This is a genomic window from Vibrio sp. SCSIO 43136 (assembly GCF_023716565.1).
In the GTDB taxonomy this organism is placed as follows: Bacteria; Pseudomonadota; Gammaproteobacteria; order Enterobacterales; family Vibrionaceae; genus Vibrio.
On record NZ_CP071848.1, the window covers coordinates 722,520 to 748,561 of the forward strand.

Below are 26,042 nucleotides of genomic sequence, written 5' to 3' on the forward strand. Positions count from 1 at the left end.
TTTTTAGCGCTTTAATAAATTAGTTCTTCATTAAGCGCGGAATGCTTTCTTCAGAGCGATGAGTCAGCACTTCACAACCATCTTTCGTTACTAGAATGGTGTGCTCCCACTGAGCCGAGTTTTTACCGTCACCAGTGTAAACAGTCCAGTCATCTTCTGTGTCGATGGCACAGCCAAACTTACCTGCATTGATCATCGGTTCGATAGTGAAGATCATGCCTTCAGCCAACTTACGCTTGTCCATGTTTTTGTAATGAACAACTTGTGGTTCTTCATGGAACTCATATCCGATACCGTGGCCACAGAAGTCCTTCACGATTGAGTACTTCATGCGAGGATTTTTCTTGTTGTTGTCCTTGATGAATTTATCGATGGCAGTACCGATGTCACCCACGGTTGCACCAGGCTTCACTTTACGCATGCCTACGTATAGTGCTTCTTGAGTGACGGTAGCAAGGCGTTTATCTGCTGGGCTAACTTCACCCACGTAGAACATTTTAGAGGTATCACCGTGATAGCCTTTTGGACGAACACTTAGGTCGGCATCCTTGTCATCAGGAATGATTACCGTGATATCGATGTTCACCATGTCGCCATCTTTAAGTACCGCTGGCTTGATCTGGCCTGCTGTACCCATCTTATCTTCTGTATCTGGTATACCGTGACAAACTATATGGTTGATAGAAGTACAGATAGATTTCGGGAAACCGTGGTAATCAAGAGGTGCTGGGTAAGCGCCGTGTTCGGTGATGTATTCGTGACAGATACGGTCTAGCTCTTCCGTTGTCACACCCGCTTTCACGTGTGCGCCGATCATATCTAGCACGTCAGCAGCCAATTTGCCTGCAACACGCATCTTTTCAATTTCTGCAGCGTTTTTGATTTTGATAGACATTTACTTTCTCAGTCTCTTGATAGTTAGCGGGGTATTTTATCAGTGAGGGTGCAATAGCGCAAAGGGAAGGGGAGGATAGGCGGTAAACGGCTCGCTTGCGCTTACGGACGTTGAACTAACGGCCGCTTTGCTTAACGGAAGAATGCTCGTATCTTGACAATCGCTATTCCGAGGCCATGATGCTTAGCCGTTAGCCGTTAGCCGTTAGCCGTTAGCCGTTAGCCGTTAGCCGTTAGCCGTTAGCCGTTAGCCGTTAGCCGTCAGCCGTTCACTGTAAATTTCCCTAGCCAAACCCACCCATTTCATGGTATAAAGCGCGCCGTAATCAAGTTCCGTTCTCTCCAATTGGCGATGCGGTGTTTGCATTACACTTACTTAATTTTAAATCCACACACATACCGACACATGATCCGGGGTGCTCGCTTACTTCAGTGAAGAGGCAGAGTCGGACGCATGGGGTATGTGGAGGCCTAACCCCATAGAGGAATCTATCATGGCAACTGTATCAATGCGCGATATGCTAAAAGCTGGTGTACACTTCGGTCACCAGACTCGTTACTGGAACCCAAAAATGAAGCCATTCATCTTTGGTGCTCGTAACAAAGTACATATCATCAACCTAGAAAAAACTGTACCAATGTTCAACGACGCTCTAGCTGAACTAGCTAAAGTTGGCGAGAAGAAAGGTAAAGTTCTTTTTGTTGGTACTAAGCGCGCTGCATCTGAAGCTGTTAAAGAAGCTGCTGTTGCAAGCAACCAGTTCTACGTAAACAACCGCTGGTTGGGCGGTATGCTGACTAACTACAAAACTGTACGTCAGTCAATCAAGCGTCTGAAAGATCTTGAAGCACAAGCTCAAGACGGTACTTTCGACAAGCTGACTAAGAAAGAAGCTCTAATGCGCACTCGCGAAATGGAGAAACTTGAGAAGTCTCTTGGCGGTATCAAAGATATGGGCGGCCTACCAGACGCTCTATTCGTAATCGACGCTGATCACGAGCACATCGCTGTACGTGAAGCTAACAACCTAGGTATCCCAGTTTACGCTGTAGTTGATACTAACTCTGACCCAGACGGCGTTGACTTCGTTATCCCAGGTAACGATGACGCAATCCGTGCTGTACAGCTTTACCTAAACGCTGCTGCTGACGCAGTAAAAGAAGGTCGTAACCAAGACGTAGCTGCTGCAGCTGCTGAAAAAGACGGCTTTGTTGAGGAAGCTTAATAAGCGACTCTGAGTCAAACTTCAGATTATATGCACATAAGTGAAATATGATCTAAGTTATAGTTACCATCAGGGGCCGTCATTGTGCCCCTGATTTTTACCTAATTCAGAACAAACCGAGGAATAGAGAATGGCTGTAACTGCTGCTCTAGTTAAAGAACTGCGCGAACGTACTGGCGCAGGTATGATGGAATGTAAGAAAGCACTTGTTGAAACTAATGGTGACATCGAAGTAGCTATCGAAAACATGCGTAAGTCTGGTGCTGCTAAAGCTGCTAAGAAAGCAGGTAACGTAGCTGCTGAAGGCGCAATCATCATCAAAGAAGGTGAAGGTGTTGCAGTTCTTCTTGAAGTTAACTGTCAGACTGACTTCGTTGCTAAAGACGGCAACTTCACTGCTTTCGCTGAAAAAGTAGCTGAAGACGCTCTAGCTTCTAAAGCAACTGCTGAAGAACTTGCTGCTAAGTTCGAAGAAGAGCGTGTTGCTCTTGTTGCTAAAATCGGTGAAAACATCAACATCCGTCGCGTACAATACGTTGAAGGTACTGCAATCGCTTCTTACCGTCACGGTGAGAAAATCGGTGTTGTTGTTGCTGGTGAAGGCGACGCAGAAACTCTTAAGCACGTTTGTATGCACGTTGCTGCATCTCGTCCTGAGTTCGTTAACCCAGAAGACGTACCAGCAGACGTAGTTGAAAAAGAGAAAGCTGTTCAAGTTGAAATCGCGATGAACGAAGGCAAGCCAGCTGAAATCGCAGAGAAGATGGTTATCGGCCGCATGAAGAAATTCACTGGCGAAATCTCTCTAACTGGTCAAGCGTTCGTTATGGAACCTAAGAAAACTGTTGGCGAAATCCTTAAAGAAAAAGGCGCTGCAGTATCTAACTTCGTACGTCTAGAAGTTGGTGAAGGTATCGAGAAAGCTGAAGAAATGAGCTTCGCTGAAGAAGTAGCAGCTGCACAGAAAGGTTAATCCTGAGTGTAATTGTTTAGAAAGGACCGTGGCATCTGCTGCGGTCTTTTTATGACTAGTGAATAATATTGATCAATTCATACATGCGCTTTCAGCACGAATTTTGGTGTGAATTGATGACTGTTAATCAAAAACTATCTTGTAAAGGTAAAGTCCATGACTACGAACCCTAAGCCAGCATATCAACGTATTCTATTAAAACTCAGTGGTGAAGCTCTTCAAGGCGAAGAAGGCTTCGGTATTGACCCAACGATTCTTGAGCGTATGGCTCAAGAAGTTAAAGAGCTAGTAGAGCTTGGTGTTCAAGTAGGTGTCGTTATCGGTGGTGGTAACCTATTCCGTGGTGCAGGTCTTGCTAAAGCGGGTATGAACCGCGTTGTTGGTGATCACATGGGTATGCTTGCAACCGTAATGAATGGTCTTGCAATGCGTGATGCGCTGCACCGTGCATACGTGAATGCTCGTGTTATGTCAGCAATCCCACTGCAAGGTGTTTGTGATGACTACAACTGGGCAGATGCTATCCGTGAGCTTCGCCAAGGTCGTGTAGTGATCTTCTCAGCAGGTACAGGTAATCCATTCTTTACTACTGATTCAGCGGCATGTCTGCGCGGTATTGAGATCGAAGCTGATCTAGTTCTAAAAGCGACAAAAGTAGACGGCGTATTTAGTGCTGACCCAGTAGCAAACCCAGACGCTGAGCTGTATGATAAGCTAACTTACACAGACGTTCTGGATAAAGAACTGAAAGTTATGGACCTAGCTGCGTTCACTCTAGCCCGTGACCACGGTATGCCTATCCGCGTATTTAACATGAACAAGCCTGGTGCGCTTCGTCGTGTTGTTATGGGTGAGCCAGAAGGTACTCTAATCACTGAGTAATCAGTCGTTATAGCCAACTTTCTAACTAACGTCAGAATAGATAATAATTAAGGTGATATTGTGATTAACGAAATCAAACAAGACGCACAAGAACGCATGGAAAAAAGCGTTGAAGCTCTTAAAAACAACCTGACAAAAATCCGTACAGGTCGTGCACACCCAAGCCTACTAGCGGGTATCATGGTTGAGTACTACGGTGCACCAACGCCTCTAAACCAAGTTGGTAACGTTGTTGCTGAAGATGCGCGCACACTAGCAATCACTGTATTCGACAAAGAGCTAACGCCAAAAGTTGAAAAAGCGATCATGCAATCTGACCTTGGCCTAAACCCAATGTCTGCGGGTACGGTTATCCGTGTTCCACTTCCACCGCTAACGGAAGAGCGTCGTAAAGACCTAGTGAAGATTGTTCGTGGTGAAGCAGAAGGTGGTCGTGTTGCTATTCGTAACATCCGTCGTGATGCTAACGGTGACCTTAAAGCACTTCTGAAAGACAAAGAAATCTCAGAAGACGAAGATCGTAAAGCACAAGACGAAATCCAAAAGCTAACTGATGCAGCAGTTAAGAGCGTGGACGAAGTTCTTGCAGCGAAAGAAAAAGAATTGATGGAAGTATAATCGATTCGTCGCTTTTCTTAGAAACGCTGTGCAATCTGATTGCACAGCGTTTTCTTTTATGTGCTATTATCGGCACCCTGTTTAATACTCAAGATTCACTATGCTGGATACTCAAGTCTCCTCAGACGCCTTACCAAAACATATCGCCGTAATTATGGATGGCAATGGCCGCTGGGCTAAGTCTCAGGGTAAACCACGTGTCTTTGGCCACAAAGCTGGTGTTGCTTCAGTTCGTAAAACTATCTCAGCAGCATCTCGTTTAGGCATTAAAGCCGTCACACTATTTGCATTCAGTAGTGAAAACTGGCGTCGTCCCGAAGAAGAAGTTAGCTTATTGATGGAACTGTTTATGATGGTTCTTTCAAAAGAAGTAAAGCGCATGCACAAAAATGGTCTTCGACTTCGTATCATTGGTGATACCAGTCGCTTTAACCAGCGCTTACAAGACAAAATTCGTGAAGCAGAGCAACTTACGGCTTCTAACAGCGGCATGGTAGTTAATGTTGCTGCAAACTATGGTGGCAAGTGGGACATCACCCAAGCTATCCAAAAAATCGCCTCTCAAGCGCAAAAAGGAGAGATCCTGCCTGATGAGATCGGCGAAGAGCTGGTCGCTGAACATCTTAGTATGTCAGACCTGCCAGAAGTAGATCTAATGATCAGAACCAGTGGTGAATGTCGAATCAGTAACTTCGTACTGTGGCAAATGGCCTATGCCGAAATGTACTTTACTGAGCAGCACTGGCCTGAGTTTGATGAACAAAGCTTAGCCGATGCGGTAGCTTGGTTTATTAATCGCGAACGTCGTTTTGGATGTACCGGCGAACAAATCAAAGATTTGATGAAATAAAATACAATAAGGATTCGTTGGCTTGAAACAAAGAATTATTACTGCGCTCATTTTGGCGCCATTGGTGGTACTGGGCATTTTCTATCTTCCTACCCCAATGTTTATTGCGGCTGTCGCTGCAATTACAATGATCGGTTTTTGGGAATGGACACAATTTGTTAAGCCGAGCTCTCGCCCGGTTGCTCTAATCCCATCCATTGCAGCACTAGGGGCTGTGTTTGCCCTACTTCCTTTTGACCTTGAAGGTCTGCTCGCCGTTGAAGGCGCACACTACCCATTATTAGCCGTTGCTGGTGCTTGGTGGCTGATTGCCAGTGGTCTTGCGGTGACTTTTCCCAAGTCAGCACAAAGCTGGAAAGAGTCAAAGCCGCTACTGCATATCTTTGGCTGGTTAACGCTGATCCCATTTTTTACCAGCATCGTACTACTGCGTAGTGTTGATGTGGATGTAGACAGTTTTTATGGCGCTAAACTGGTTCTGTTCGTTTGTTTCTTGGTGTGGTCTGCCGATAGCGGTGCTTACTTTGCGGGCAAAAGCTTTGGTAAAACCAAGATGGCACCACACGTAAGCCCAAACAAGACCATTGAAGGTTTGGTGGGCGGTATCATCGCTGCCTTTGTCGTTGGTATTGCGGCGGCAAACTGGTTTGAACTTCAATTTAGTTCTTGGTGGCAATTTGGTGTCATCACCTTAGCTACCGTAATTATCTCGGTGCTGGGCGACTTGGTTGAGAGTATGTTCAAACGTGTTGCTGGCATCAAAGACAGTAGCAATATTATTCCCGGCCATGGCGGGGTGCTCGACCGAGTCGACAGCCTAACTGCAGCCTTTCCCGTCTTTGCACTGCTTTACTTCACTTTCTAAACTTATCAAAAGACAAAAAGACAAGCTTGCTTGTCTTTTTGTCACCTGCTTCAACGGTTGATTGAGATGAAAAAAATTTCCATTCTGGGCGCCACAGGTTCTATTGGTGCGAGTACTTTAAAAGTGATGGCACAAAACTGTCACCAGTATGAAGTTTTTGCCCTCGCAGCCAGCACCAATGTCGACAAAATGCTGACGTTATGCCAGCAGTGGCAACCAAGTTATGCGGTCATGGCTGATCAAGACGCAGCGATGCGTCTACAAAATGCTTTGCCATCAGTATCTCCTAAAACCAAGGTGCTTGCTGGGGAAACGGGTCTATGCTTTATCGCCTCTGCGCCAGAAGTAGATATGGTAATGGCAGCCATTGTTGGTGCTGCAGGCCTTGTCTCAACCATGGAAGCGGTCAAAGCTGGTAAGCGCATACTACTGGCAAATAAAGAAGCACTGGTGATGTCTGGTCAACTGTTTGTTGATGAAGTAAAGCGTAGCGGCGCTGAATTACTGCCTGTCGATAGCGAACACAATGCGATTTTTCAGTGTCTGCCCCAAGAGGTTCAAACTAACCTTGGTCATTGCGACCTTGAAACATCAGGGGTTTCTTCGATTCTATTGACGGGATCTGGCGGTCCATTTCGTTACACTGACGTCTGTGAGCTTTCAGCGGTGACTCCAGCACAAGCGATTGCCCACCCAAACTGGTCGATGGGACCGAAAATTTCTGTAGATTCAGCCACCATGATGAACAAAGGGCTGGAGTATATTGAAGCACGCTGGCTATTTAACACCCGTCGTGAACAGCTGAAAGTGATTATCCATCCTCAATCAGTGATCCATTCGATGGTGCAGTATCGTGATGGCTCTGTGTTGGCACAAATGGGCGAACCTGATATGGCGACACCTATTGCCCTGACCATGTCTTACCCAGAGCGCATTGATGCAGGTGTTGCGCCACTAGATTTCACTAAGGTAGGCGAGTTGACCTTCCTAGAGCCTGATTACAATCGCTACCCATGCCTGAAACTTGCGATTGATGCCTGCTATGAGGGACAGCACGCAACCACAACACTCAACGCTGCCAACGAGATTGCTGTCGCTGCGTTTTTAGATAATAAGATTCGATTTACCGAAATTGCCGCAGTAAACGAGCATGTTTTGTCCAAGCTATGCGGGCAGCAACAAAACCTAGTGTTGGATAACTTGGAAAGCCTGCTTGAGGTCGATAGAATGGCACGCAACTATGCAATAGAAACCGTAAGTGAGCGTTTGCTATGAGTGGAATAATTTGGAACTTTGCCTCGTTCGTTGTTGCCTTGAGTGTGTTGGTAGCAGTACACGAGTTTGGGCACTTTTGGGTTGCCCGCCGATGTGGGGTAAAAGTTCATAAGTTCTCTATCGGTTTTGGTCGCTCTATTTGGAACAAAATCGGTAAAGATGGTACTGAATATAGCTTATCTATGATCCCTCTTGGCGGCTACGTTAAGATGCTCGACGGTCGAGTAGACGAGCTAGCGCCAGGTGAAGAGAGTCAAGCGTTTAACCACAAGCCACTTTGGCAACGCAGTGCCATCGTTGCCGCAGGCCCGATGTTTAATTTCATTTTCGCCTTCTTTGCCTACTGGGCCGTGTTTATGATTGGCGTGCCTGCGGTAAAACCTGTGATTGGTGACGTAACGCCAAACTCTATCGTTGCCGAAGCGGGAATTACTCCGGGAATGGAACTTAAAGAAGTTTCTGGAATCAAAACCGCAGATTGGGATTCCGTCAACATGCAGCTTATCGCCCATATTGGCGATGAAGAAATGACATTCAAGGTCGTTGATGCAAAAGAGACGGGTGTTGAACAGACATTTCGTCTAGACATCTCTTCATGGCGCTTTAACCCTGAAACTGAATCACCAATGCGTACCCTTGGCTTTACGCCATATCGTCCAGAGGTGACCACAACTCTGAGCCATATCGGTGAAGGCAGTGCAGGTGAGCGAGCGGGCCTAATGGCTGGTGACAGGTTACAAATGCTGAACGGTCAGCTAATCGACAACTGGCAGCAAGTGGTTGATGAGATTCAAGCGTCAGCGGGTGAAAGTATTAACGTTACCGTTGAACGTGCGGGTGTATTGGTTCAGCTTACGCTGGATCCGGATAGCAAAACCTTAGCTGATGGAAAAACCATCGGTTTTGCAGGAATCGCTCCCGAGGTCTCAGAATGGCCGCAAAATTATCGCTTTGAGCTTCAATATGGTGTATTTGAATCGGTTGGTAAAGCAATTGAGAAGACCGGTCAAATAGTATCATTGACCTTCACCATGATTAAAAAACTGGTGGTAGGTGATGTTGGCATTGAAAACTTAAGCGGACCGATTTCTATTGCCAAAGGGGCAGGAACCACAGCCGATTACGGGTTGGTGTATTTCCTAAGCTTTTTGGCACTAATTAGTGTGAATTTGGGCATTATCAATTTATTGCCTCTTCCTGTATTGGATGGCGGACATTTACTGTTTTTTGCCATCGAAGGGATCACTCGTCGTCCTGTGCCTGAAGCGGTGCAAGACATTGGCTACCGTATTGGTGGCGCACTCATCATGGCGATGATGGTAGTAGCACTATTTAACGATTTTACTCGCCTGTGATATCAACTGATTGATAGAACAAATTGGCATAGAAGAAGTAGCAAGGAATAATCAGAACAGATATGGCGATCAAACATTTACTCCTCACCTCTCTCTTAGTGACTAGCAGTGCGGTAAGTGGGGCAGAAAAATTTGTCGTACAGGACATCAAAATTGACGGTTTACAACGCGTTGCCCTAGGTGCCGCCTTGCTAAAAATGCCGATTCGAATTGGTGATACTGTCGATCAGCAAGATGTTTCTAAGATCATCAAAGCACTATATGACTCAGGTAACTTTGAAGACATTCAAGTGCTACGAGATGGTGATGTGTTGGTGGTCGAAGTTAAAGAGCGCCCAACTATTGCGAGCGTCTCTTTTTCAGGTAACAAAGCGATCAAAGATGAGCAGCTCACTCAAAACTTGGATGCATCTGGTATTCGAGTAGGTGAAGCGCTGGATCGCACTAGTCTAAGTAACATTGAAAAAGGGCTAGAAGACTTTTACTACAGCGTGGGTAAATACAACGCAGAAGTAAAAGCGGTCGTGACGCCATTGCCACGTAACCGTAGTGACCTGAAATTTGTCTTCACTGAAGGTGTCTCGGCGATCATTCAACAGATCAACTTCATTGGCAACACTGTCTTTACCGATGAAGAGTTACGCTCTCGCTTTAACCTTAAAGTGGATGTGCCTTGGTGGAACTTCCTAGCCAATGAAAAGTACCAAAAACAGGTACTGGCAGGTGATATCGAAGCATTAAGAACTTTCTACCTAGACCAAGGTTACTTGAAGTTTCAGGTGACCAATACTCAGGTAAGTATCTCACCAGATAAGAAGGGCGTATATATCGCTCTAACCATCGATGAAGGTCTTCCATACGCGGTGAAAGACGTTAAGTTCCGTGGTGAACTTATCGGCAAAGAAGCCGAATTTAATCAGATGGTTAGGTTCGAAGAAGGCGATACGTACGATGGATCTGCGGTGACATCACTTGAAGAGAACGTCAAGCGTGTGCTTGGTGAGGCGGGTTATGCCTATCCTCAAGTTCGTACTATTCCAGAGTTTGACGATGAGAACCAACAGGTTTCTTTAACGGTGAACGTAGAGGCGGGTAAGCGCATTTATGTTCGTGATATCCGTTTTGTCGGCAACAACTCAACCAAAGATGAAGTACTTCGTCGTGAAATGCGTCAGATGGAAGGCTCATGGTTGAACTCGAAGTCGATTGAAACCAGTAAAAACCGTCTAAACCGCCTAGGTTTCTTCGAAACTGTAGACGTGCAAACGGTGCGTGTCCCAGGCTCTGAAGATCAGGTCGATCTTGTCTACAACGTTAAAGAGGCCAACTCAGGCAGCATTAACTTTGGCGTTGGTTACGGCACTGAGTCGGGTATCAGTTTCCAGGTGGGTCTGCAACAGGATAACTTCTTAGGTTCAGGTAATAAGGTCGGTATCAGTGCCTCGACCAACAAATACCGTAAAAACGTAAGCCTAGAGTACCGCGACCCGTACTGGAACCTTGATGGTGTGAGTTTGGGCGGTAAGATTTTCTACAACCAATTTGAAGCGTCAGAAGCGGGTATCGTTGACTATACCAATGAAAGTTATGGTACTCGTCTCACTTGGGGTTTCCCATTTGATGAACTGAACTTCTTAGAATTTGGTGTGGGTTATACCCATAACAAGATCTCGAACATTGACCCATACGTTCAGATTGAGCAATTCTTGGCGAGCCAAAGTGGCTGGGATGATTCTGAGAACACCTTGAAGGTGGATGACTTTGACTTCACTCTGTCGTGGACTCGAAATAACCTCAACAAAGGTTACTTCCCAACAGCGGGTAACCACCAGTCAGCGTTCTACAAGATGACGGTGCCGGGCTCGGACGTTCAGTACTTTAAAATGCAGTATGATGCACGTCAGTACTTCCCGATCACACAAGACCATGACTTCACGTTATTACTACGTGGCCGTCTAGGTTACGGTAACGGTTACGGCAAGAATGGCGACAACGATAACTTGTTCCCATTCTATGAAAACTACTACGCAGGCGGTTTCACCACGCTACGTGGCTTCCGCTCAAATAGCGCTGGCCCGAAAGCGGTGTACAACGAAGGTGTGGGTAATAACCCGAACTACCGTGTGACTGATAGCTCTGTAGGTGGTAACGCCGTAGCGCTTGCGAGTATGGAAATGATCTTCCCAACGCCATTTGCATCCGATGAAGCGAAGAGCCAGATCCGTACCAGCTTGTTTGTGGATGTGGCGAGTGTTTGGGATACCGAGTTTAACTATCTAGACCCAGATACTGGTGTGGATTCAGGCGCAAGTTACTACTATGACTACTCTGATCCATTTAACTACCGAGCATCGGTAGGTACCGCACTACAATGGATGTCACCGATGGGGCCGCTGGTCTTCTCATTGGCGACACCGATTAAGAAATTTGAAGGGGATAAGACGGAAGTCTTTACCTTTACTATTGGACAAACTTTCTAAAATTAGAAGCATATTTAGCTAGGAGAGAATTTTGAAAACTCTATTTAAAGCAGCCGGCCTAAGCCTTATCGTATTAAGCAGCTCATTTTTTGCAAACGCAGCAGAAGCGGCTTCAAAAGTCGGTTACGTGAACACAGCGCAGATCTTCCAAGCGCTGCCTCAACGTGAGCAAGTGGCTAAAAAGCTTCAAGCAGAATTCAAAGATGATGAAGCAGAGCTGCAAAGCATCGAAGCGAAAATCAAAACCAATGCAGAGAAAGCTCGCCGTGACGGTGAACTGCTTGGTGACGAAGGTATGCGTAACCTACAGATCGAAATCGCTCAACTGCAAGCGGAATTTAAGGTAAAGGCGCAAGCTCTTGAGAAAAAAGCCGCTCAGCGTGAAGGTCAAGAGAAGCAAAAGCTATTTAAAGTGATCCAAGAAGCGATCGCTAAGATTGCTGAAAAAGAAGGCTATGACATGATCGTTGATGCAAGTGCACTTCAATACGCAAAGCCTGAGCTGAACCTTTCTGAGAAAGTGATCAACGAGCTGAAGTAATTTATGACCACCTTGACACTCGCACAAGTTGCAGAAATTGCCGAGGGTACCTTAGTAGGAGATGGTGAAGTGACCATCTCTTGCTTTGCTGCTATGGACAAAGCAACCGCTGGCCAATTAACGTTTCTATCAAATCCTAAGTATCGTAAGCAATTGCCCGAATGTCAGGCAAGTGCGGTACTGGTAAAAGAGTCTGAGCAAGCGCTGTGTCCGCACAATGCCATTGTTGTTGCCGACCCTTACGTTGCGTATGCGAAAATAGCTCAGGTGTTGGACACCACGCCAGCGCCGGCCAAAGATATCGCACCGAGTGCCGTCATTGCACCTGACGCAACGCTAGGGCAAAACGTCTCTGTCGGTGCTAACGCCGTGATTGAGTCAGGTGTTACTCTTGCAGATGATGTTGTCATTGGCGCAGGCTGTTTTGTTGGTAAAAATGCATCGATTGGTAAAGCGACACGTCTTTGGTCTAACGTAAGTGTCTATCACGACGTTGAGATCGGTGAACGTTGCTTAGTTCAAGCGAATGCTGTTATCGGCTCTGACGGTTTTGGTAATGCGAATGAGCAAGGTGAGTGGATTAAGATCCCACAAGTTGGGTCAGTGCGTGTAGGCAATCGTGTGGAAATCGGTGCATGTACCACTATCGACCGAGGCACCCTCGATGATACCGTCATCGAAGACAATGTCGTGCTCGATAACCAATTGCAGATCGCTCACAACGTGCACATCGGATATGGTACCGCAATTGCAGGTGCTACTATCATCGCCGGCAGTACCAACATCGGCAAATATGTAGTTATTGGTGGTGGTGCGGTGATCAATGGCCATACCAATGTGGCTGATGGTGCAATGATTACTGGCATGACTATGGTAATGCGAGATATTACCGAAAAAGGGGTATACTCCTCCGGCGTGCCTGCACAGCCCAACAAAGAGTGGCGTAAAATGGTTCCACGCGTACAGCGTATCTCAGATATGGAACGCCGCTTAAAAGCTTGTGAGAAAAAACTCTCGGACGATGAGTAACCCAGTCTCTCAAGTGATATGAAATGGCCTGCTATATGCAGGCCGAAATTGTTTTAATTACCCTTGTGCAAACTGATGCCACGAGGGGCTGCAGAAATATAGGAATAAGACGTTGACTACTGAAACAAAAACAATGGATATCACTGAAATCCAAGAACTTCTTCCACACCGCTACCCGTTCCTAATGATCGATCGCGTAAAAGATTATGAAGAAGGTAAATACCTAGTCGGCCTAAAGAATGTTTCTGTAAATGAACCACAATTTACTGGTCACTTTCCTAAGATGCCAGTATTCCCGGGCGTATTGATTTTGGAAGCGATGGCGCAAGCAACGGGCCTATTGGCGTTTAAAACTTTTGGCGCTCCGGCGGAAAATGAGCTGTACTACTTTGCAAGTATTGATAAAGCTAAGTTCCGCAAGCCTGTCTCTCCTGGTGACCAACTGGTTGTTGAAGTTGAGTTCATCAAAGACCGCCGTGGCATCGCACTGTTTAATGGTGTTGCTAAAGTAGACGGTGACGTGGTTTGTTCTGCTGAACTTAAGTGTGCACGTCGAGAGTTTTAATATGATCCACGAATCTGCTCAAATCCATCCAACGGCGGTTATTGAAGGTAACGTCCGTATTGGGGCGGGTACTACGGTTGGCCCGTTCACCTATATCTCTGGTGATGTAGAGATCGGTGAAAACAACGAAATCATGTCACACGTTGTGATCAAAGGTCCAAGCAAGTTTGGTAACGACAACCAAGTTTACTCATTTGCTGTGCTGGGTGAAGCGTGCCAAGACAAGAAGTATGCAGGTGAAGACACCTCGCTTGTTGTTGGCGATCGTAACGTTATTCGTGAAAGCGTACAGATGCACCGTGGTACGGTTCAAGATAAAGGCACCACCATCGTCGGTAGTGATAACCTGTTTTGTGTCAACGCACATATTGCACACGACTGTGTTATCGGTGACAACTGTATTCTTGGCAACAATGCCACCTTGGCAGGCCACGTAAAAGTCGAAGACTTCGTTATCCTAACGGCGCTATCTCCTGTGCATCAGTTCTGTACTTTAGGTGCGCACTGTTTTGTTGGTGGTGGTTCCATTGTGGTTCAAGACGTGCCTCCATTTGTTATGGCGCAGGGTAACCACTGTAAGCCGTTTGGCATCAATATCGAAGGTCTTAAGCGCCGTGGCTTTAGTAAGGATGACATCCGAGCAATCCGCCGTGCTTACAAAACACTTTACCGCTCAGGATTGACCTTTGAAGAAGCTAAGCAAGAGATTGCTAAAGAAGCGAGCGAGTTTGCCGTTGTGCAGCAGTTCCTAGACTTCTTGGGTAAGACTCAACGAGGCGTAATTCGTTAATACCGTAATTTGGTAGACGAACTCTAAAGATCGCCCTTGAATCGGCGATCTTTTTCTGTTTATGGAGCATGATCTGTGGCACTAAAAATCGGCATTGTGGTAGGTGAACTCTCTGGGGATACACTGGGTGAAGGCTTCATGAAGGCTATTCAACAGCGCTACCCTGACGCAGAGTTTGTAGGTATCGGCGGCCCGAAAATGAAAGCACTCGGCTGCAAATCGCTGTTTGATATGGAAGAGTTGGCAGTGATGGGCTTGGTTGAAGTGCTCGGTAGGTTGCCAAGGTTACTCAAAGTAAAGGCAGAACTGGTTAAGCATTTTAAAGCTGATCCACCGGATGTGTTTATCGGGATAGATGCACCTGACTTTAACCTAAGACTTGAGAAAACGCTCAAGGATGCAGGCATCAAGACCGTGCACTATGTCAGCCCATCAGTATGGGCTTGGCGGCCAAAACGCATCTTCAAAATTGATGCGGCGACAGACCTAGTGCTGGCATTTTTGCCATTTGAAAAAGCCTTCTACGATAAGTATCAAGTGGCCTGTGAGTTTGTTGGACATACTCTTGCTGACGCTATTCCTATGATCTCAGATAAGATGGTCGCTCGTCAGATGTTAGCGCTTGAACCAAATAAGCACTGGCTGGCGGTGTTGCCGGGCAGTCGTGGTGGTGAAGTAGGGCTTATCTCGCAACCTTTTATCGAGACTTGCCGCCAGCTTAAAGCCAAACACCCCGATGTAGGCTTCGTTGTTGCTGCAGTGAATAGTAAGCGACGTGAACAGTTTGAGCAAATTTGGCAACAAATGGCACCTGAACTTGAGTTTACTATCGTAGAAGACACCGCACGCCAAGTGATCACAGCATCTGATGCGGTATTACTTGCTTCTGGTACCGTGTCATTGGAGTGCATGTTGATCAAGCGCCCTATGGTGATTGGTTATAAAGTAAATGCCTTCACTGGTTGGCTGGTGCAAAAGCTAGCGATTACCAAGTATGTGGGTTTGCCAAATATTTTAGCGGGTGAAGAGCTAGTCAAAGAGTTCATCCTTGACCAATGTGAACCTGAAAACCTACTACCTGCTGTCGAAAAAGCGCTATTTGATGATAATAGTGAGCTTATCGAAAGGTTTAGCGAGATGCATCGCTGGATCAAGAAAGACGCCGACCAACAGGCGGCAAATGCTGTATTGAAACTAATTGGAAAAGAGTAATGGCAAAAGCACCTGCAAAAGAACTTCCACCCTTTGAATATCCGGCAGGATTTAGCTGCTTTGCGGGTGTCGATGAAGTAGGTCGTGGCCCATTGGTTGGGGATGTGGTGACCGCCGCGGTTATCCTTGACCCTAATAACCCGATAGAAGGGTTATCGGATTCGAAGAAGCTATCTGAGAAAAAGCGTTTGGCACTATTCCCTGAGATTAAAGAGAAAGCTCTTGCTTGGGCTATCGGTCGCTGCTCACCAGCAGAGATTGATGAGCTCAACATCCTTCAGGCGACTATGGTGGCGATGCAACGTGCCGTTGCTGGCCTTGGCGTCACTCCAGATTATGTGCTAATCGATGGTAACCGTGTTCCAGAGCTGCCAATGGCAGGGGAAGCGGTAGTTAAAGGTGATTTACGTGTGGCTGAGATCAGCGCTGCATCTATCTTGGCAAAAGTCGTGCGTGACCATGAGATGGAGGAGCTGGATAAACAGCACCCAGAGTTTGGATTTGCAAAACACAAAGGTTACCCAACCAAGGCACATTTTGAAGCTATTGAGCAACATGGCGTCATCGCTGAGCACAGAAAGAGCTTTAAGCCCGTGAAACGTGCTTTGGGTATTGAGTAGCACAGTAAAGCTCGTATCATAGCCGTAAGCCGTAAGCCGTAAGCCGTAAGCCGTAAGCCGTAAGCCGTAAGCCGTAAGCCGTAAGCCGTAAGCCGTAAGTTTTAATCAGGATTTCAGGACCCAATAATGTCTGACCCTAGATTTATCCATCTACGAGTACATAGTGATTTCTCTATGGTAGATGGACTGTCAAAAGTCCCACCGTTAGTTAAAAAAGCTGCTGAGCTGGGCATGCCAGCGATGGCGCTGACCGACTTTACCAACCTATGTGGTTTGGTGAAGTTCTATAACACTGCCACCGGATGCGGTGTGAAGCCGATCATCGGTGCAGATTTTGCCTTGCAGTCAGAGCAGTTTAGTGACGAGCTGACCAAGGTGACAGTGCTAGCGGCAGACAACAAAGGTTATAACAACCTGACGTTATTGATCTCTGAAGCTTACCTGCGTGGTCACGTGCAGCATCAACCTGTGGTGGATAAGGAGTGGCTAGCCAAGCACAACGAAGGTCTGATTATCCTTTCTGGTGGTCGCCGTGGTGAGATTGGTCAGGCACTACTGAAAGGCAACCAAGGGCTAGCACTAGAGTGTGCGGATTTCTATCAGCAGCACTTCCCAGATCGCTTTTATCTAGAGCTAACCCGCACAGGCCGTGCTGACGAAGAGAGCTACTTGCACTTTGCGCTTGATTTTGCTGAGCAATGCGAGCTGCCAGTAGTTGCCACTAATGAGGTGGTGCTGCTTGATGAAGATCAGTTCGACGCTCACGAAATCCGTGTAGCAATCCATGACGGTTACACCTTAGAAGACCCTCGTCGACCAAAAAACTATAGTAATCAGCAGTATCTGCGCACTGAAGAAGAGATGTGTGAGCTATTTGCCGACATCCCAGAAGCGCTAGAGAACAGTGTCGAGATCGCCAAGCGTTGTAACGTGACGGTGCGTCTTAACGAATACTTCCTGCCTGCCTTCCCAACCGAAGGTATGGAAGAGACTGACTTCTTGGTTAAGAAATCGGAAGAAGGTCTGGAGGAGCGTCTAGAGTTCCTATTCCCTGACGAAAAAGAGCGCCTAGAGCGTCGTCCAGAGTATGATGAACGCCTCAAGGTTGAGCTGGAAGTAATCAATAACATGGGATTCCCAGGTTACTTCTTGATCGTAATGGAGTTCATCCAATGGTCAAAAGATAACGATATTCCTGTAGGTCCGGGACGTGGTTCGGGTGCAGGTTCGCTAGTGGCGTATGCACTCAAGATCACCGATCTTGATCCACTAGAATACGATCTGCTCTTCGAACGTTTCCTTAACCCAGAACGTGTCTCCATGCCCGATTTCGATGTCGATTTCTGTATGGATAAACGTGATCAGGTAATCGATCACGTCGCTGAGATGTACGGTCGTGATGCGGTATCGCAGATCATCACCTTTGGTACCATGGCGGCGAAAGCGGTTATCCGTGATGTAGGCCGTGTGCTAGGTCACCCTTATGGCTTTGTTGATCGTATTTCTAAGCTAGTACCGCCAGATCCGGGCATGACGCTGGACAAAGCGTTTAAAGCTGAGCCTCAGCTGCCAGAGCTCTACGACTCCAACGAGGAAGTCAAAGAGTTGATCGACATGTGTCGTATCTTGGAAGGCTGTACCCGTAACGCCGGTAAACACGCCGGTGGTGTTGTTATCTCACCAACCACCATTACCGACTTTGCGCCGATCTACGCCGATGCCGAGGGTAACTTCCCGGTAACTCAGTTTGATAAGAACGATGTTGAAACCGCAGGTCTAGTTAAGTTCGACTTCTTGGGTCTACGTACCCTGACCATCATCGACTGGGCACTAGGTCTGATTAACCCTCGCCTTGAGAAAGAGGGCAAAGCGCCAGTGCGTATCGAGTCAATTCCACTCGATGATGATGCCTCGTTCCGATTACTACAGAACTCAGAAACCACTGCGGTATTCCAGCTCGAATCACGTGGTATGAAGGAGCTTATCAAACGTCTGCAACCTGACTGTTTTGAAGATATTATCGCACTGGTAGCCCTGTTCCGTCCGGGCCCGCTGCAATCGGGTATGGTAGATAACTTTATCGACCGTAAGCACGGCCGTGAAGCGGTATCTTATCCAGATGAACAGTGGCAGCACGAATCACTCAAAGAGATCCTTGAACCTACTTACGGCATTATCCTCTATCAGGAGCAGGTAATGCAGATCGCACAGGTACTGTCAGGCTACACCCTAGGTGGAGCGGATATGTTACGTCGTGCGATGGGTAAGAAGAAGCCAGAAGAGATGGCCAAACAGCGTGCGACGTTCGAAGAAGGGGCCGTAAATAACGGCGTCGATGGCGAGCTGGCTATGAAGATCTTCGACCTAGTAGAGAAGTTCGCAGGTTACGGCTTTAACAAATCTCACTCAGCCGCTTATGCACTGGTTTCTTACCAGACGCTATGGCTGAAGATGCACTACCCAGCTGAGTTCATGGCAGCGGTAATGACCGCCGATATGGACAACACCGAGAAGGTGGTTGGTCTGGTGGATGAGTGTATCCGCATGAAACTTACAGTGCTTCCGCCGGATATCAACTCAGGGCTGTACCGATTCAACGTTGATGAAGATGGTGCGATTGTCTACGGTATCGGTGCGATCAAAGGGGTAGGTGAAGGCCCAATCGAAGCGATCATCGAAGCACGCAATAAAGATGGCTACTTTAAAGATCTATTCGACTTCTGTGCACGAATCGACCTGAAGAAGGTCAATAAGCGTGTTATCGAAAAGCTTATCCTAGCGGGGGCATTGGATCGCCTTGGCCCGCACCGAGCGGCAATGATGGCATCACTCGATGATGCTGTAAAAGCGGCAAGTCAGTACCACCAAGCTGAAGCCTTTGGTCAGGCGGATATGTTTGGGGTGTTGACCGAAGCACCTGAAGAAGTTGAACAAAAGTATATCCAAGTACCTGCGTGGCCTGAGAAAGTTTGGCTGGAAGGGGAGCGTGAAACCCTAGGCCTTTATTTGACCGGGCACCCAATTAATGAATATCTTAAGGAACTTGGTAAGTATACCAATTGTCGACTTAAGGACGCTCAGCCGACAAGGCGCGATCAATCGGTCACTGTGGCTGGCCTTGTTATCGCCGCAAGAGTGATGACCACTAAACGCGGCACTCGTATCGGTCTCATGACACTGGATGACCGTTCGGGGCGTATGGAGGTGATGCTGTTCTCAGATGCGTTAGAAAAGTATGCGGAACTGCTCGAAACCGATAAAATTGTTACAGTTTCTGGACAGGTCAGCTTTGATGACTTCAACGGTGGCCTTAAAATGTCGGCTCGCGAAGTTATGGACCTTGGCAGTGCACGTGAGAAATATGCACGCAGCTTATCGGTCACCATCCGCCAAGAGCAGATCGGTCAAGACTTCTTTGACCAATTTAGCCGAATTTTAGAACCTCATCGGGCAGGTACTGTGCCGGTGAACGTTTATTATCAGCGCAATGATGCGCGAGCGAAGATCGCACTGGGGACCGAATGGCGTGTTACCCCAGCGGATAAATTGCTAGACGAATTAAAGCAGTTGCTTGGTAAAGGCCAAGTTGAACTCGAATTTAACTAATACTGTTGCCTTGTTGGCGCAACAGCGAAGAAAAGGATTCACATGAACTTTCTTGAATTTGAAAAGCCAATCGCAGAGCTGGAAGCAAAAATTGAAGCACTACGTGACGTTTCTCGTCACGGCGGTGAAACTGCGGTGGATCTTGATAAAGAAATCGAGCAGCTAGAAAACAAAAGCCTAGAACTTAAAAAGAAAATCTTTAGTGACCTAGGTGCTTGGCAAGTGGCGCAGTTAGCGCGTCATCCTCAACGTCCTTATACGCTAGATTACATCGAACATGTCTTTACAGAGTTTGATGAGCTAGCAGGTGATCGCCACTACGCAGATGATAAAGCGATCGTTGGTGGTATGGCACGTCTTGATGGTCGTCCAGTGATGGTTATTGGTCATCAAAAAGGTCGTGAGACCAAAGAGAAAGTGATTCGTAACTTTGGTATGCCAAAGCCAGAAGGCTACCGTAAAGCCCTGCGCCTAATGGAAATGGCAGAGCGTTTTAACATGCCAATCATAACTTTCATCGATACCGCAGGTGCATACCCAGGTGTTGGCGCAGAAGAGCGTGGCCAGTCTGAAGCCATTGCACAAAACCTAAAAGTAATGGCAGGTCTTAAAGTGCCAGTTATCTGTAACGTTGTCGGTGAAGGCGGTTCTGGTGGTGCTCTGGCGATTGGTGTGGGTGACTACGTGAACATGCTTCAGTACTCGACTTACTCGGTGATCTCACCGGAAGGTTGTGCTTCTATCCTATGGCGTGATTCAGATAAAGCGCCACAGGCGGCAGAAGCGATGGGTCTGATTGCCCCACGTCTTAAAGAACTAGAGCTGATTGACCAAATCATTGAAGAGCCACTGGGCGGTGCACATCGTGACCCAATTCAGATGGCAGCAAACATGAAAGCAACGCTATTGGCACAGCTTGATGAGCTTGCGCCTCTTGATAACGAGACGCTGCTAGAGCGCCGTTACCAACGCCTAATGAGCTATGGTTACTGCTGATAAGCTAAAGTAGGTGTTTACAGCGAAAGTTAGTTAGAATAAGCGAGCGTAATGCTCGCTTTTTTTGTATTTATTTGAGGTGTTTGTGCTATTTGACCATTTTTGCCAGCAGGTATTAACCCATCGCCAACCAGAGAGTCGTATTGTATTAGCGCTCAGTGGCGGTGTTGACTCCCGAGTCTTGCTTGATTTGCTGGCTAGGTTTCGTGAAGCGCATCCGCAGCAGAAGGTGAGCGCTGTCCATGTGCACCATGGTTTGAGTGTTAACGCAGATATTTGGCTAGAAAAGTGTCGTGAATGGTGCTCAGAAGCCAACATCGATTTTGCTTGTCATCGTGTTAGCTTGGATCTTCAAGGGGATAGCGTTGAGCAAGCGGCAAGAGAGGCTCGGTACAGCGTTTTGAAACAGCACCTTGCTGAGGGTGATTTGCTAATGACGGGACAGCACAGTGGTGATCAACTAGAAACCGTGTTGCTTGCGCTCAAGCGAGGTAGCGGCCCTAAAGGATTATCAGCCATGGCTGAAATGATGCCGCTTGAACAAGGCTATCTTTTCCGCCCACTGCTATCAGTCAGCCGAGAAAACATCGAGTCTTATGCCAAGCAACACGCTCTTGAGTGGGTAGAAGATGAGAGCAATAAAGACACTCGTTACGATAGGAATTTCTTACGTCAGCAAATTGTGCCGACACTAAAAGCACGCTGGCCTTCGATTGAAAATACAATCGCTCGGAGTGCCCTACTATGCGCTCAGCAAGAGCAGCTTTTGTCAGAACTGTTAGCTGACAAGTTAGAGCAGTGCGTCGCCCAAGACTCAAGTTTGATTATTGATGCCTTGATACCACTGTCTGAAAACATGCGTCTTCAACTGATCCGTTTATGGCTAGATAAGCTTGGGGTACGCATGCCATCTTCTCGCCAGTTAGCTTTGGTCTGGCCTCAGGTCGCCATGGCTCAGCAAGATGCTAATCCGTGTCTTAATCTCAATCAAGGTGAACTAAGGCGCTTTGAGCAGCGTATATACTATATCGGTGCGTGGCAGGATGTCAGTCAATGGCAAGCGCAGCTAAGCTTAGACACCCCATTGTTATTACCTGACGGTTTAGGACGCTTGTCATTGGAGCGTTGCAGTGAGGTGAGTTCACTGGGGCTAATGTTACCGACCGATGGGCAACCCATAACCGTGCATTTTGAGCCGCAAGGTTTGAGCGCCACACCTTTAGAGCGTGCGCATAGTCGTAAACTCAAGAAGCTGTTTCAAGAGTATGGCGTACCAAGTTGGCAGAGAAGACGTTTGCCAATTGTGATGTATGGCGACCAAGTGGCTGCAATCGCAGGTCTATTTGTCTCAAAAAAATTTAGCGGCCGAGAATGTGAGCTTATTTGGGTTAAAAATTATTAACTTATGCCAAAATTATTCTGAACAATAATAATTTAAGGAAGAAGTGACAGTATGAAGAAGCTATTAGTGAGTGCAATGACGGTGTTAGCGTGTTTTAGTGGTACAGCCATGGCGGGTGATGTTGCCGCTGGCAAGGCAAAAGCAGGTGTGTGTGCGGCGTGTCATGGCCCTGCGGGTATCGCCATGATAGACGGGTACCCGAACCTTGCTGGTCAAAATGAAAAATACCTTGTCGAGTCAATGAAAGCGTACAAGAACAAGCAGCGCAATGGAGGCTTAGCTGTCGTGATGCAAGCGCAAGCCGCAGCATTGAGCGATCAAGACATCGAAAACCTTGCGGCTTACTTTGCTAGCCTTAAGTAACCCGAACGCTTCGAAATAGTAGATTGAAAGTGAGAGGCTAGTTCCTTTTCTCGGAACTTGGTTTCCCGAACATGATACGCCCGATGGATTCTTTGCCATCTGGCGTATTTTTATTTTGAACTCTGTTCACAAAGGAGTAATACTAACCCTGTAGAGCGATAGGATTTCGCCCTGCTTACCTTTCATTCAGACCCAACATGGAGAGTGGCTATGAATGCATATCTATCGTTATTAAGGCGATTTCCCCTTGAGCGACCAATGGCGTTTGTCGTCGCTGGGTATTTGCTCGCCTTTATGCCTAACTTTCTCTACACCTTGTCTTTAACCAGCTTAAGGCTCATTCCCGCTATCGTGATGGCAGGTATTTTCTGTAGTGGTTTAGCAGCATTGGTCGGATTATGGAAACGTGAGGCATGGGGCTACTTGCCAGTGCTATTTTTTATTCCAGCCTTGACTCTGTTTTCAGATGTTCTTAACTTTTCAGCAGTAGGCACGGAGCTTATCAAAAATATCTCACTTCTAAGCATCAACAGCAGCGTATTTATGTTATCTGCTTGGTGTTTAATGCAAAAAATGGACGCCGCCTGATTGGCTAACGCGTTGGAATCAGTAATAATGCTGGCATAGATAACAGGGAATAGGGATGACAATGAAAAAAATTGAAGCCATTATTAAGCCGTTTAAGCTTGATGACGTGCGTGAAGCACTTGCAGATGTGGGCATCACAGGTATGACGGTTTCTGAAGTTAAGGGCTTTGGCCGTCAGAAGGGTCATACTGAGTTATATCGTGGTGCGGAATACATGGTAGATTTCCTGCCTAAAGTGAAGCTAGAAATCGTTGTTACTGAAGATGTTGCAGAGAAATGTGTTGATACCATCATCGAGACATCTCAAACGGGCAAAATTGGTGACGGCAAAATCTTTGTTACCGACGTCGAGCGCGTAGTGCGCATCCGTACTGGTGAAGAAGACGAAGACGCAATCTAATTGGCTTAGCCAGACAGCGTTAACTCTGATAGATAAAAGGAGCTTAGTTGGCTCCTTTTGTGTTTTTTGGGAGAAAAGATGAAAAAGTCGATTGCAGTATCGAGTGCAGCGCTATTGTGCGCAGCCTTAGTTGGCTATTTCACGGTATTTAGCGTACCAGATAAACCTGAGTTGGTATTGCTTGATAAAGAGCAGCATCAAGTGGAAGAGAAGGTCTGTTTTCAGAACGCTACTGATGCTGAGCGAGCGATCGATCAAGACGGCCAAATCAACCTGCTCGTGTGGAACATATATAAGCAAAACCGAAGTAACTGGGCTGAAGTTTTGGGTGAGCTGAGCCAAGACAAGAGTTTGGTGCTGCTGCAGGAGGCGAGCATTACAGAAGACTTTAACCAATGGCTAAAGCAGTATCAGTGGGCAAGTAGCCACGTGAGTGCATTTAAAGCCCTTGATACCAGCGCAGGAGTGTTGAATCTATCTCGTCAGCTCCCAATTCAGGCCTGTGCATTTACCCAAAAAGAACCCTGGTTGCAACTCCCTAAATCGGGCTTATACGCTGTGTATTCGCTGAGCAATGGACAAAGTCTTGCGGTGGTGAACATTCATGCGGTGAACTTTACCGTAGGCACTGTTGAGTTCTCGCAGCAGATCACCGCCCTTCGTAACGCCATTGGTCAGCATAAAGGGCCAATCATCATCGCAGGTGATTTCAATGCATGGAGTGAAGAGCGCACGCGCACCATGTATCAACTGATGGCGAGCTTGACGATGAAAGAAGTAGAGTTGTCACCAGATAACCGAACTCGGTTTGTCTCAGGGTATGCGCTAGATTACGTCTTTTATCGTGGCTTAACAGTAAAAACAGCAAAGGCACCTGAAACAGATGCCTCCGATCATAATCCACTGCTGGTGGAGTTCACTATACGCTAACTTTAGTGACGTCTACGTAGAGCTTGAGCTTTTGCCCCGGTTGCAGATATTTCTTCTTCTGCAGCGCATTCCACTTCACGATGTCATTAGAGCGAACTTTAAATTTCGAGGCGATGCCACTGATGGTGTCGCCTGAACGTACTTGATACACCACAGTACGGATAATTGCGCCGTCGCTACCATCTTTCCAAATCACCAGCTTTTGACCGATACGCAAGGTATCTTTTGGTCCCATGCCGTTCCATTTCGCCAAAGATTGATGAGAGACTTTATTGGCACGAGCAATTGACCACAAGCTATCACCAGAGGCAACGGTATGAGTCAGCTTGAACTTGCCACGGGAAGTTTGCTGAGTTTTGGCTAAGCGATTATCTGCGCTTAAGGAGTACAGCTTCTCATCTTGCACCGAGGTAGGGATCAGTAGCTGTTGTCCAACACGAATGTTGTGCCCTTTTAGGCCGTTTGCTGCTTGGATCACTTTAGTGGTTGTATTGTTACGCTGCGCCAAGACACTTAAGGTATCGCCGGACTTCACTTTGTAGCGAACCAGCTTCATTCCTTTACCACGATTATCTTCAACCGCTTTGTTAAATTGAGCCACTTTGTCCATCGGCAGTAACAGGTGGTGAGGCCCTTCAGGCGAGGTAGCCCACTGGTTGTAGGCTGGGTTAAGGCCTTGCAGCTCTTTGACGCTCATGCCTGCGTATTTAGCAGCAATCGCCAAATCTAACTGTTCGTTAGGATTAACTTGCTCCAGTACAGGCTTGTTTGCGATCGCTGGGATCTCAATTTGGTATTTTTCTTGGTTGGCGACTAAGTCAGCCAATGCCAGTAATTTAGGCACATAACCGCTGGTCTCTTTTGGCAAAGATAGTGAGAAAAAGTCAATCGGTTTGCCTGCTTTACGGTTAGCACGAATGGCACTTGAGACTCGACCACCACCACTGTTGTAGGCGGCAATGGCGTGGTTCCAGTTACCTTCAAAGCGTTTGTTGAGCGACTCTAGGAAATCAAGTGCGGCATCTGTCGCAGCTTCCACATCACGGCGGCCATCGTACCAGAAGTTTTGCTCAAGACCGTAGGCCTTACCCGTAGCTGGCACAAACTGCCATAGACCTGCGGCGCTGCCGTGTGAGTAGGCAAATGGGTCAAACGAACTTTCGACGATCGGCAATAGAGCAAGCTCTAGAGGCAGGCCACGTTCTTCGATTTTGGTGGTGATCAAGTAAAGAAAAGGTTCGGCACGTTTTGCCACCGTTTTTAAGTGGTTAGGGTGCTTGATGTACCAAGTGCGGTAGTAGTCGACCTTTTTATGGTCTGGAATAGGCATTTCAAGTTGCATGGCGATGCGTTGCCAAACGTCTTGCTGTGACTGGGGAGTCACTTCTACCACAGGCTTAGCGGCTTTCTTAGAAGGAGCAGTTTTGTTGCTAGCCACCTGCTCAGTTGCAGGTTGTTTCGGATCTGGGGTTGGTTCTGGTTGAGGGGAACCATGTTCGGTTTGGGTCATCTGACAGCCGGTTAAAAACAGCGCCAGCACCCAAGCGTATTTTGCTCTCATCATACGGCCTTTTGGTTAAAC

At 47.1% G+C, this 26,042-nt stretch carries 24 protein-coding genes; 22 read left to right on the forward strand and 2 right to left on the reverse strand.

Annotated elements, in window-relative coordinates; translation table 11 throughout:
* Window positions 1-19: 19 nt before the first annotated feature.
* Window positions 20-895 carry a type I methionyl aminopeptidase gene (map, locus tag J4N39_RS03525; RefSeq protein WP_252021989.1) on the reverse strand — a complete coding sequence of 292 codons (876 nt, stop codon included), beginning with the start codon at window positions 893-895 and terminating at the stop codon, window positions 20-22.
* 493 nt (window positions 896-1,388) lie between these two features.
* Between map and rpsB the strand changes: the two genes are divergently transcribed.
* The 22 genes from rpsB to J4N39_RS03635 all read left to right on the forward strand — a co-directional run bounded on the left by rpsB (window position 1,389) and on the right by J4N39_RS03635 (window position 24,460).
* The gene (rpsB, locus tag J4N39_RS03530; protein WP_252021991.1) at window positions 1,389-2,120 is read left to right on the forward strand and encodes a 30S ribosomal protein S2; all 732 of its coding nucleotides are present in this window, start codon (window positions 1,389-1,391) and stop codon (window positions 2,118-2,120) included.
* 130 nt (window positions 2,121-2,250) lie between these two features.
* Window positions 2,251-3,093 carry a translation elongation factor Ts gene (gene tsf / locus J4N39_RS03535; protein WP_252021993.1) on the forward strand — a complete coding sequence of 281 codons (843 nt, stop codon included), beginning with the start codon at window positions 2,251-2,253 and terminating at the stop codon, window positions 3,091-3,093.
* Between the two features lie 156 nt (window positions 3,094-3,249).
* Window positions 3,250-3,975: a UMP kinase gene (gene pyrH, locus J4N39_RS03540; RefSeq protein ID WP_252021995.1), complete on the forward strand. Its 726-nt coding sequence runs from the start codon at window positions 3,250-3,252 to the stop codon at window positions 3,973-3,975.
* 60 nt (window positions 3,976-4,035) lie between these two features.
* The gene (gene frr / locus J4N39_RS03545) at window positions 4,036-4,593 is read left to right on the forward strand and encodes a ribosome recycling factor (protein ID WP_252021997.1); all 558 of its coding nucleotides are present in this window, start codon (window positions 4,036-4,038) and stop codon (window positions 4,591-4,593) included.
* Window positions 4,594-4,693: 100 nt separating this feature from the next.
* Window positions 4,694-5,443: a polyprenyl diphosphate synthase gene (gene uppS / locus J4N39_RS03550; RefSeq protein ID WP_252022000.1), complete on the forward strand. Its 750-nt coding sequence runs from the start codon at window positions 4,694-4,696 to the stop codon at window positions 5,441-5,443.
* Window positions 5,444-5,465: 22 nt separating this feature from the next.
* Entirely contained in the window at window positions 5,466-6,308 is an 843-nt protein-coding gene (locus J4N39_RS03555) for a phosphatidate cytidylyltransferase (protein ID WP_252022002.1), read from the forward strand.
* Window positions 6,309-6,374: 66 nt separating this feature from the next.
* Window positions 6,375-7,583, forward strand: coding sequence for a 1-deoxy-D-xylulose-5-phosphate reductoisomerase (gene ispC, locus J4N39_RS03560; RefSeq protein WP_252022004.1), 1,209 nt, complete (start codon window positions 6,375-6,377; stop codon window positions 7,581-7,583).
* On the forward strand, window positions 7,580-8,938 hold the full coding sequence (rseP, locus tag J4N39_RS03565) for a sigma E protease regulator RseP (protein ID WP_252022006.1): 1,359 nt from the start codon (window positions 7,580-7,582) through the stop codon (window positions 8,936-8,938). The genes ispC and rseP overlap by 4 nt, the downstream gene beginning before the upstream one ends.
* 62 nt (window positions 8,939-9,000) lie before the next feature.
* A complete protein-coding gene (bamA, locus tag J4N39_RS03570; protein WP_252022008.1) occupies window positions 9,001-11,418 on the forward strand; it encodes an outer membrane protein assembly factor BamA in 2,418 nt (805 codons plus the stop codon).
* Between the two features lie 31 nt (window positions 11,419-11,449).
* Complete coding sequence (locus tag J4N39_RS03575; RefSeq protein WP_252022010.1) at window positions 11,450-11,959, forward strand: OmpH/Skp family outer membrane protein; 510 nt, start codon at window positions 11,450-11,452, stop codon at window positions 11,957-11,959.
* A gap of 3 nt (window positions 11,960-11,962) precedes the next feature.
* Window positions 11,963-12,988 carry a UDP-3-O-(3-hydroxymyristoyl)glucosamine N-acyltransferase gene (gene lpxD, locus J4N39_RS03580; RefSeq protein ID WP_252022012.1) on the forward strand — a complete coding sequence of 342 codons (1,026 nt, stop codon included), beginning with the start codon at window positions 11,963-11,965 and terminating at the stop codon, window positions 12,986-12,988.
* Window positions 12,989-13,121: 133 nt separating this feature from the next.
* Window positions 13,122-13,553, forward strand: a complete 432-nt coding sequence (gene fabZ / locus J4N39_RS03585; RefSeq protein ID WP_252023605.1) for a 3-hydroxyacyl-ACP dehydratase FabZ — start codon at window positions 13,122-13,124, stop codon at window positions 13,551-13,553.
* 1 nt (window position 13,554) lies between these two features.
* Entirely contained in the window at window positions 13,555-14,343 is a 789-nt protein-coding gene (gene lpxA, locus J4N39_RS03590; RefSeq protein ID WP_252022014.1) for an acyl-ACP--UDP-N-acetylglucosamine O-acyltransferase, read from the forward strand.
* 75 nt (window positions 14,344-14,418) lie between these two features.
* Window positions 14,419-15,555 (forward strand): lipid-A-disaccharide synthase, encoded by a 1,137-nt coding sequence (lpxB, locus tag J4N39_RS03595; protein WP_252022026.1) that lies wholly within the window; start codon window positions 14,419-14,421, stop codon window positions 15,553-15,555.
* Window positions 15,555-16,175 (forward strand): ribonuclease HII, encoded by a 621-nt coding sequence (rnhB, locus tag J4N39_RS03600; protein ID WP_252022029.1) that lies wholly within the window; start codon window positions 15,555-15,557, stop codon window positions 16,173-16,175. The genes lpxB and rnhB overlap by 1 nt, the downstream gene beginning before the upstream one ends.
* 126 nt (window positions 16,176-16,301) lie before the next feature.
* The gene (dnaE, locus tag J4N39_RS03605) at window positions 16,302-19,781 is read left to right on the forward strand and encodes a DNA polymerase III subunit alpha (protein WP_252022031.1); all 3,480 of its coding nucleotides are present in this window, start codon (window positions 16,302-16,304) and stop codon (window positions 19,779-19,781) included.
* Between the two features lie 36 nt (window positions 19,782-19,817).
* The gene (gene accA, locus J4N39_RS03610) at window positions 19,818-20,777 is read left to right on the forward strand and encodes an acetyl-CoA carboxylase carboxyl transferase subunit alpha (RefSeq protein ID WP_252023607.1); all 960 of its coding nucleotides are present in this window, start codon (window positions 19,818-19,820) and stop codon (window positions 20,775-20,777) included.
* A gap of 79 nt (window positions 20,778-20,856) precedes the next feature.
* Window positions 20,857-22,179, forward strand: a complete 1,323-nt coding sequence (gene tilS / locus J4N39_RS03615) for a tRNA lysidine(34) synthetase TilS (protein WP_252023609.1) — start codon at window positions 20,857-20,859, stop codon at window positions 22,177-22,179.
* A gap of 51 nt (window positions 22,180-22,230) precedes the next feature.
* A complete protein-coding gene (locus J4N39_RS03620) occupies window positions 22,231-22,542 on the forward strand; it encodes a c-type cytochrome (RefSeq protein ID WP_252022033.1) in 312 nt (103 codons plus the stop codon).
* 210 nt (window positions 22,543-22,752) lie between these two features.
* Complete coding sequence (locus J4N39_RS03625; protein ID WP_252022034.1) at window positions 22,753-23,130, forward strand: hypothetical protein; 378 nt, start codon at window positions 22,753-22,755, stop codon at window positions 23,128-23,130.
* 61 nt (window positions 23,131-23,191) lie between these two features.
* Window positions 23,192-23,530 carry a nitrogen regulatory protein P-II gene (glnB, locus tag J4N39_RS03630; RefSeq protein ID WP_252023611.1) on the forward strand — a complete coding sequence of 113 codons (339 nt, stop codon included), beginning with the start codon at window positions 23,192-23,194 and terminating at the stop codon, window positions 23,528-23,530.
* A gap of 78 nt (window positions 23,531-23,608) precedes the next feature.
* On the forward strand, window positions 23,609-24,460 hold the full coding sequence (locus tag J4N39_RS03635; protein ID WP_252022036.1) for an endonuclease/exonuclease/phosphatase family protein: 852 nt from the start codon (window positions 23,609-23,611) through the stop codon (window positions 24,458-24,460).
* Here J4N39_RS03635 and J4N39_RS03640 read toward each other — a convergent pair.
* Complete coding sequence (locus J4N39_RS03640; protein ID WP_252023613.1) at window positions 24,450-26,021, reverse strand: LysM peptidoglycan-binding domain-containing protein; 1,572 nt, start codon at window positions 26,019-26,021, stop codon at window positions 24,450-24,452. The genes J4N39_RS03635 and J4N39_RS03640 overlap by 11 nt on opposite strands.
* Window positions 26,022-26,042: the final 21 nt, after the last annotated feature.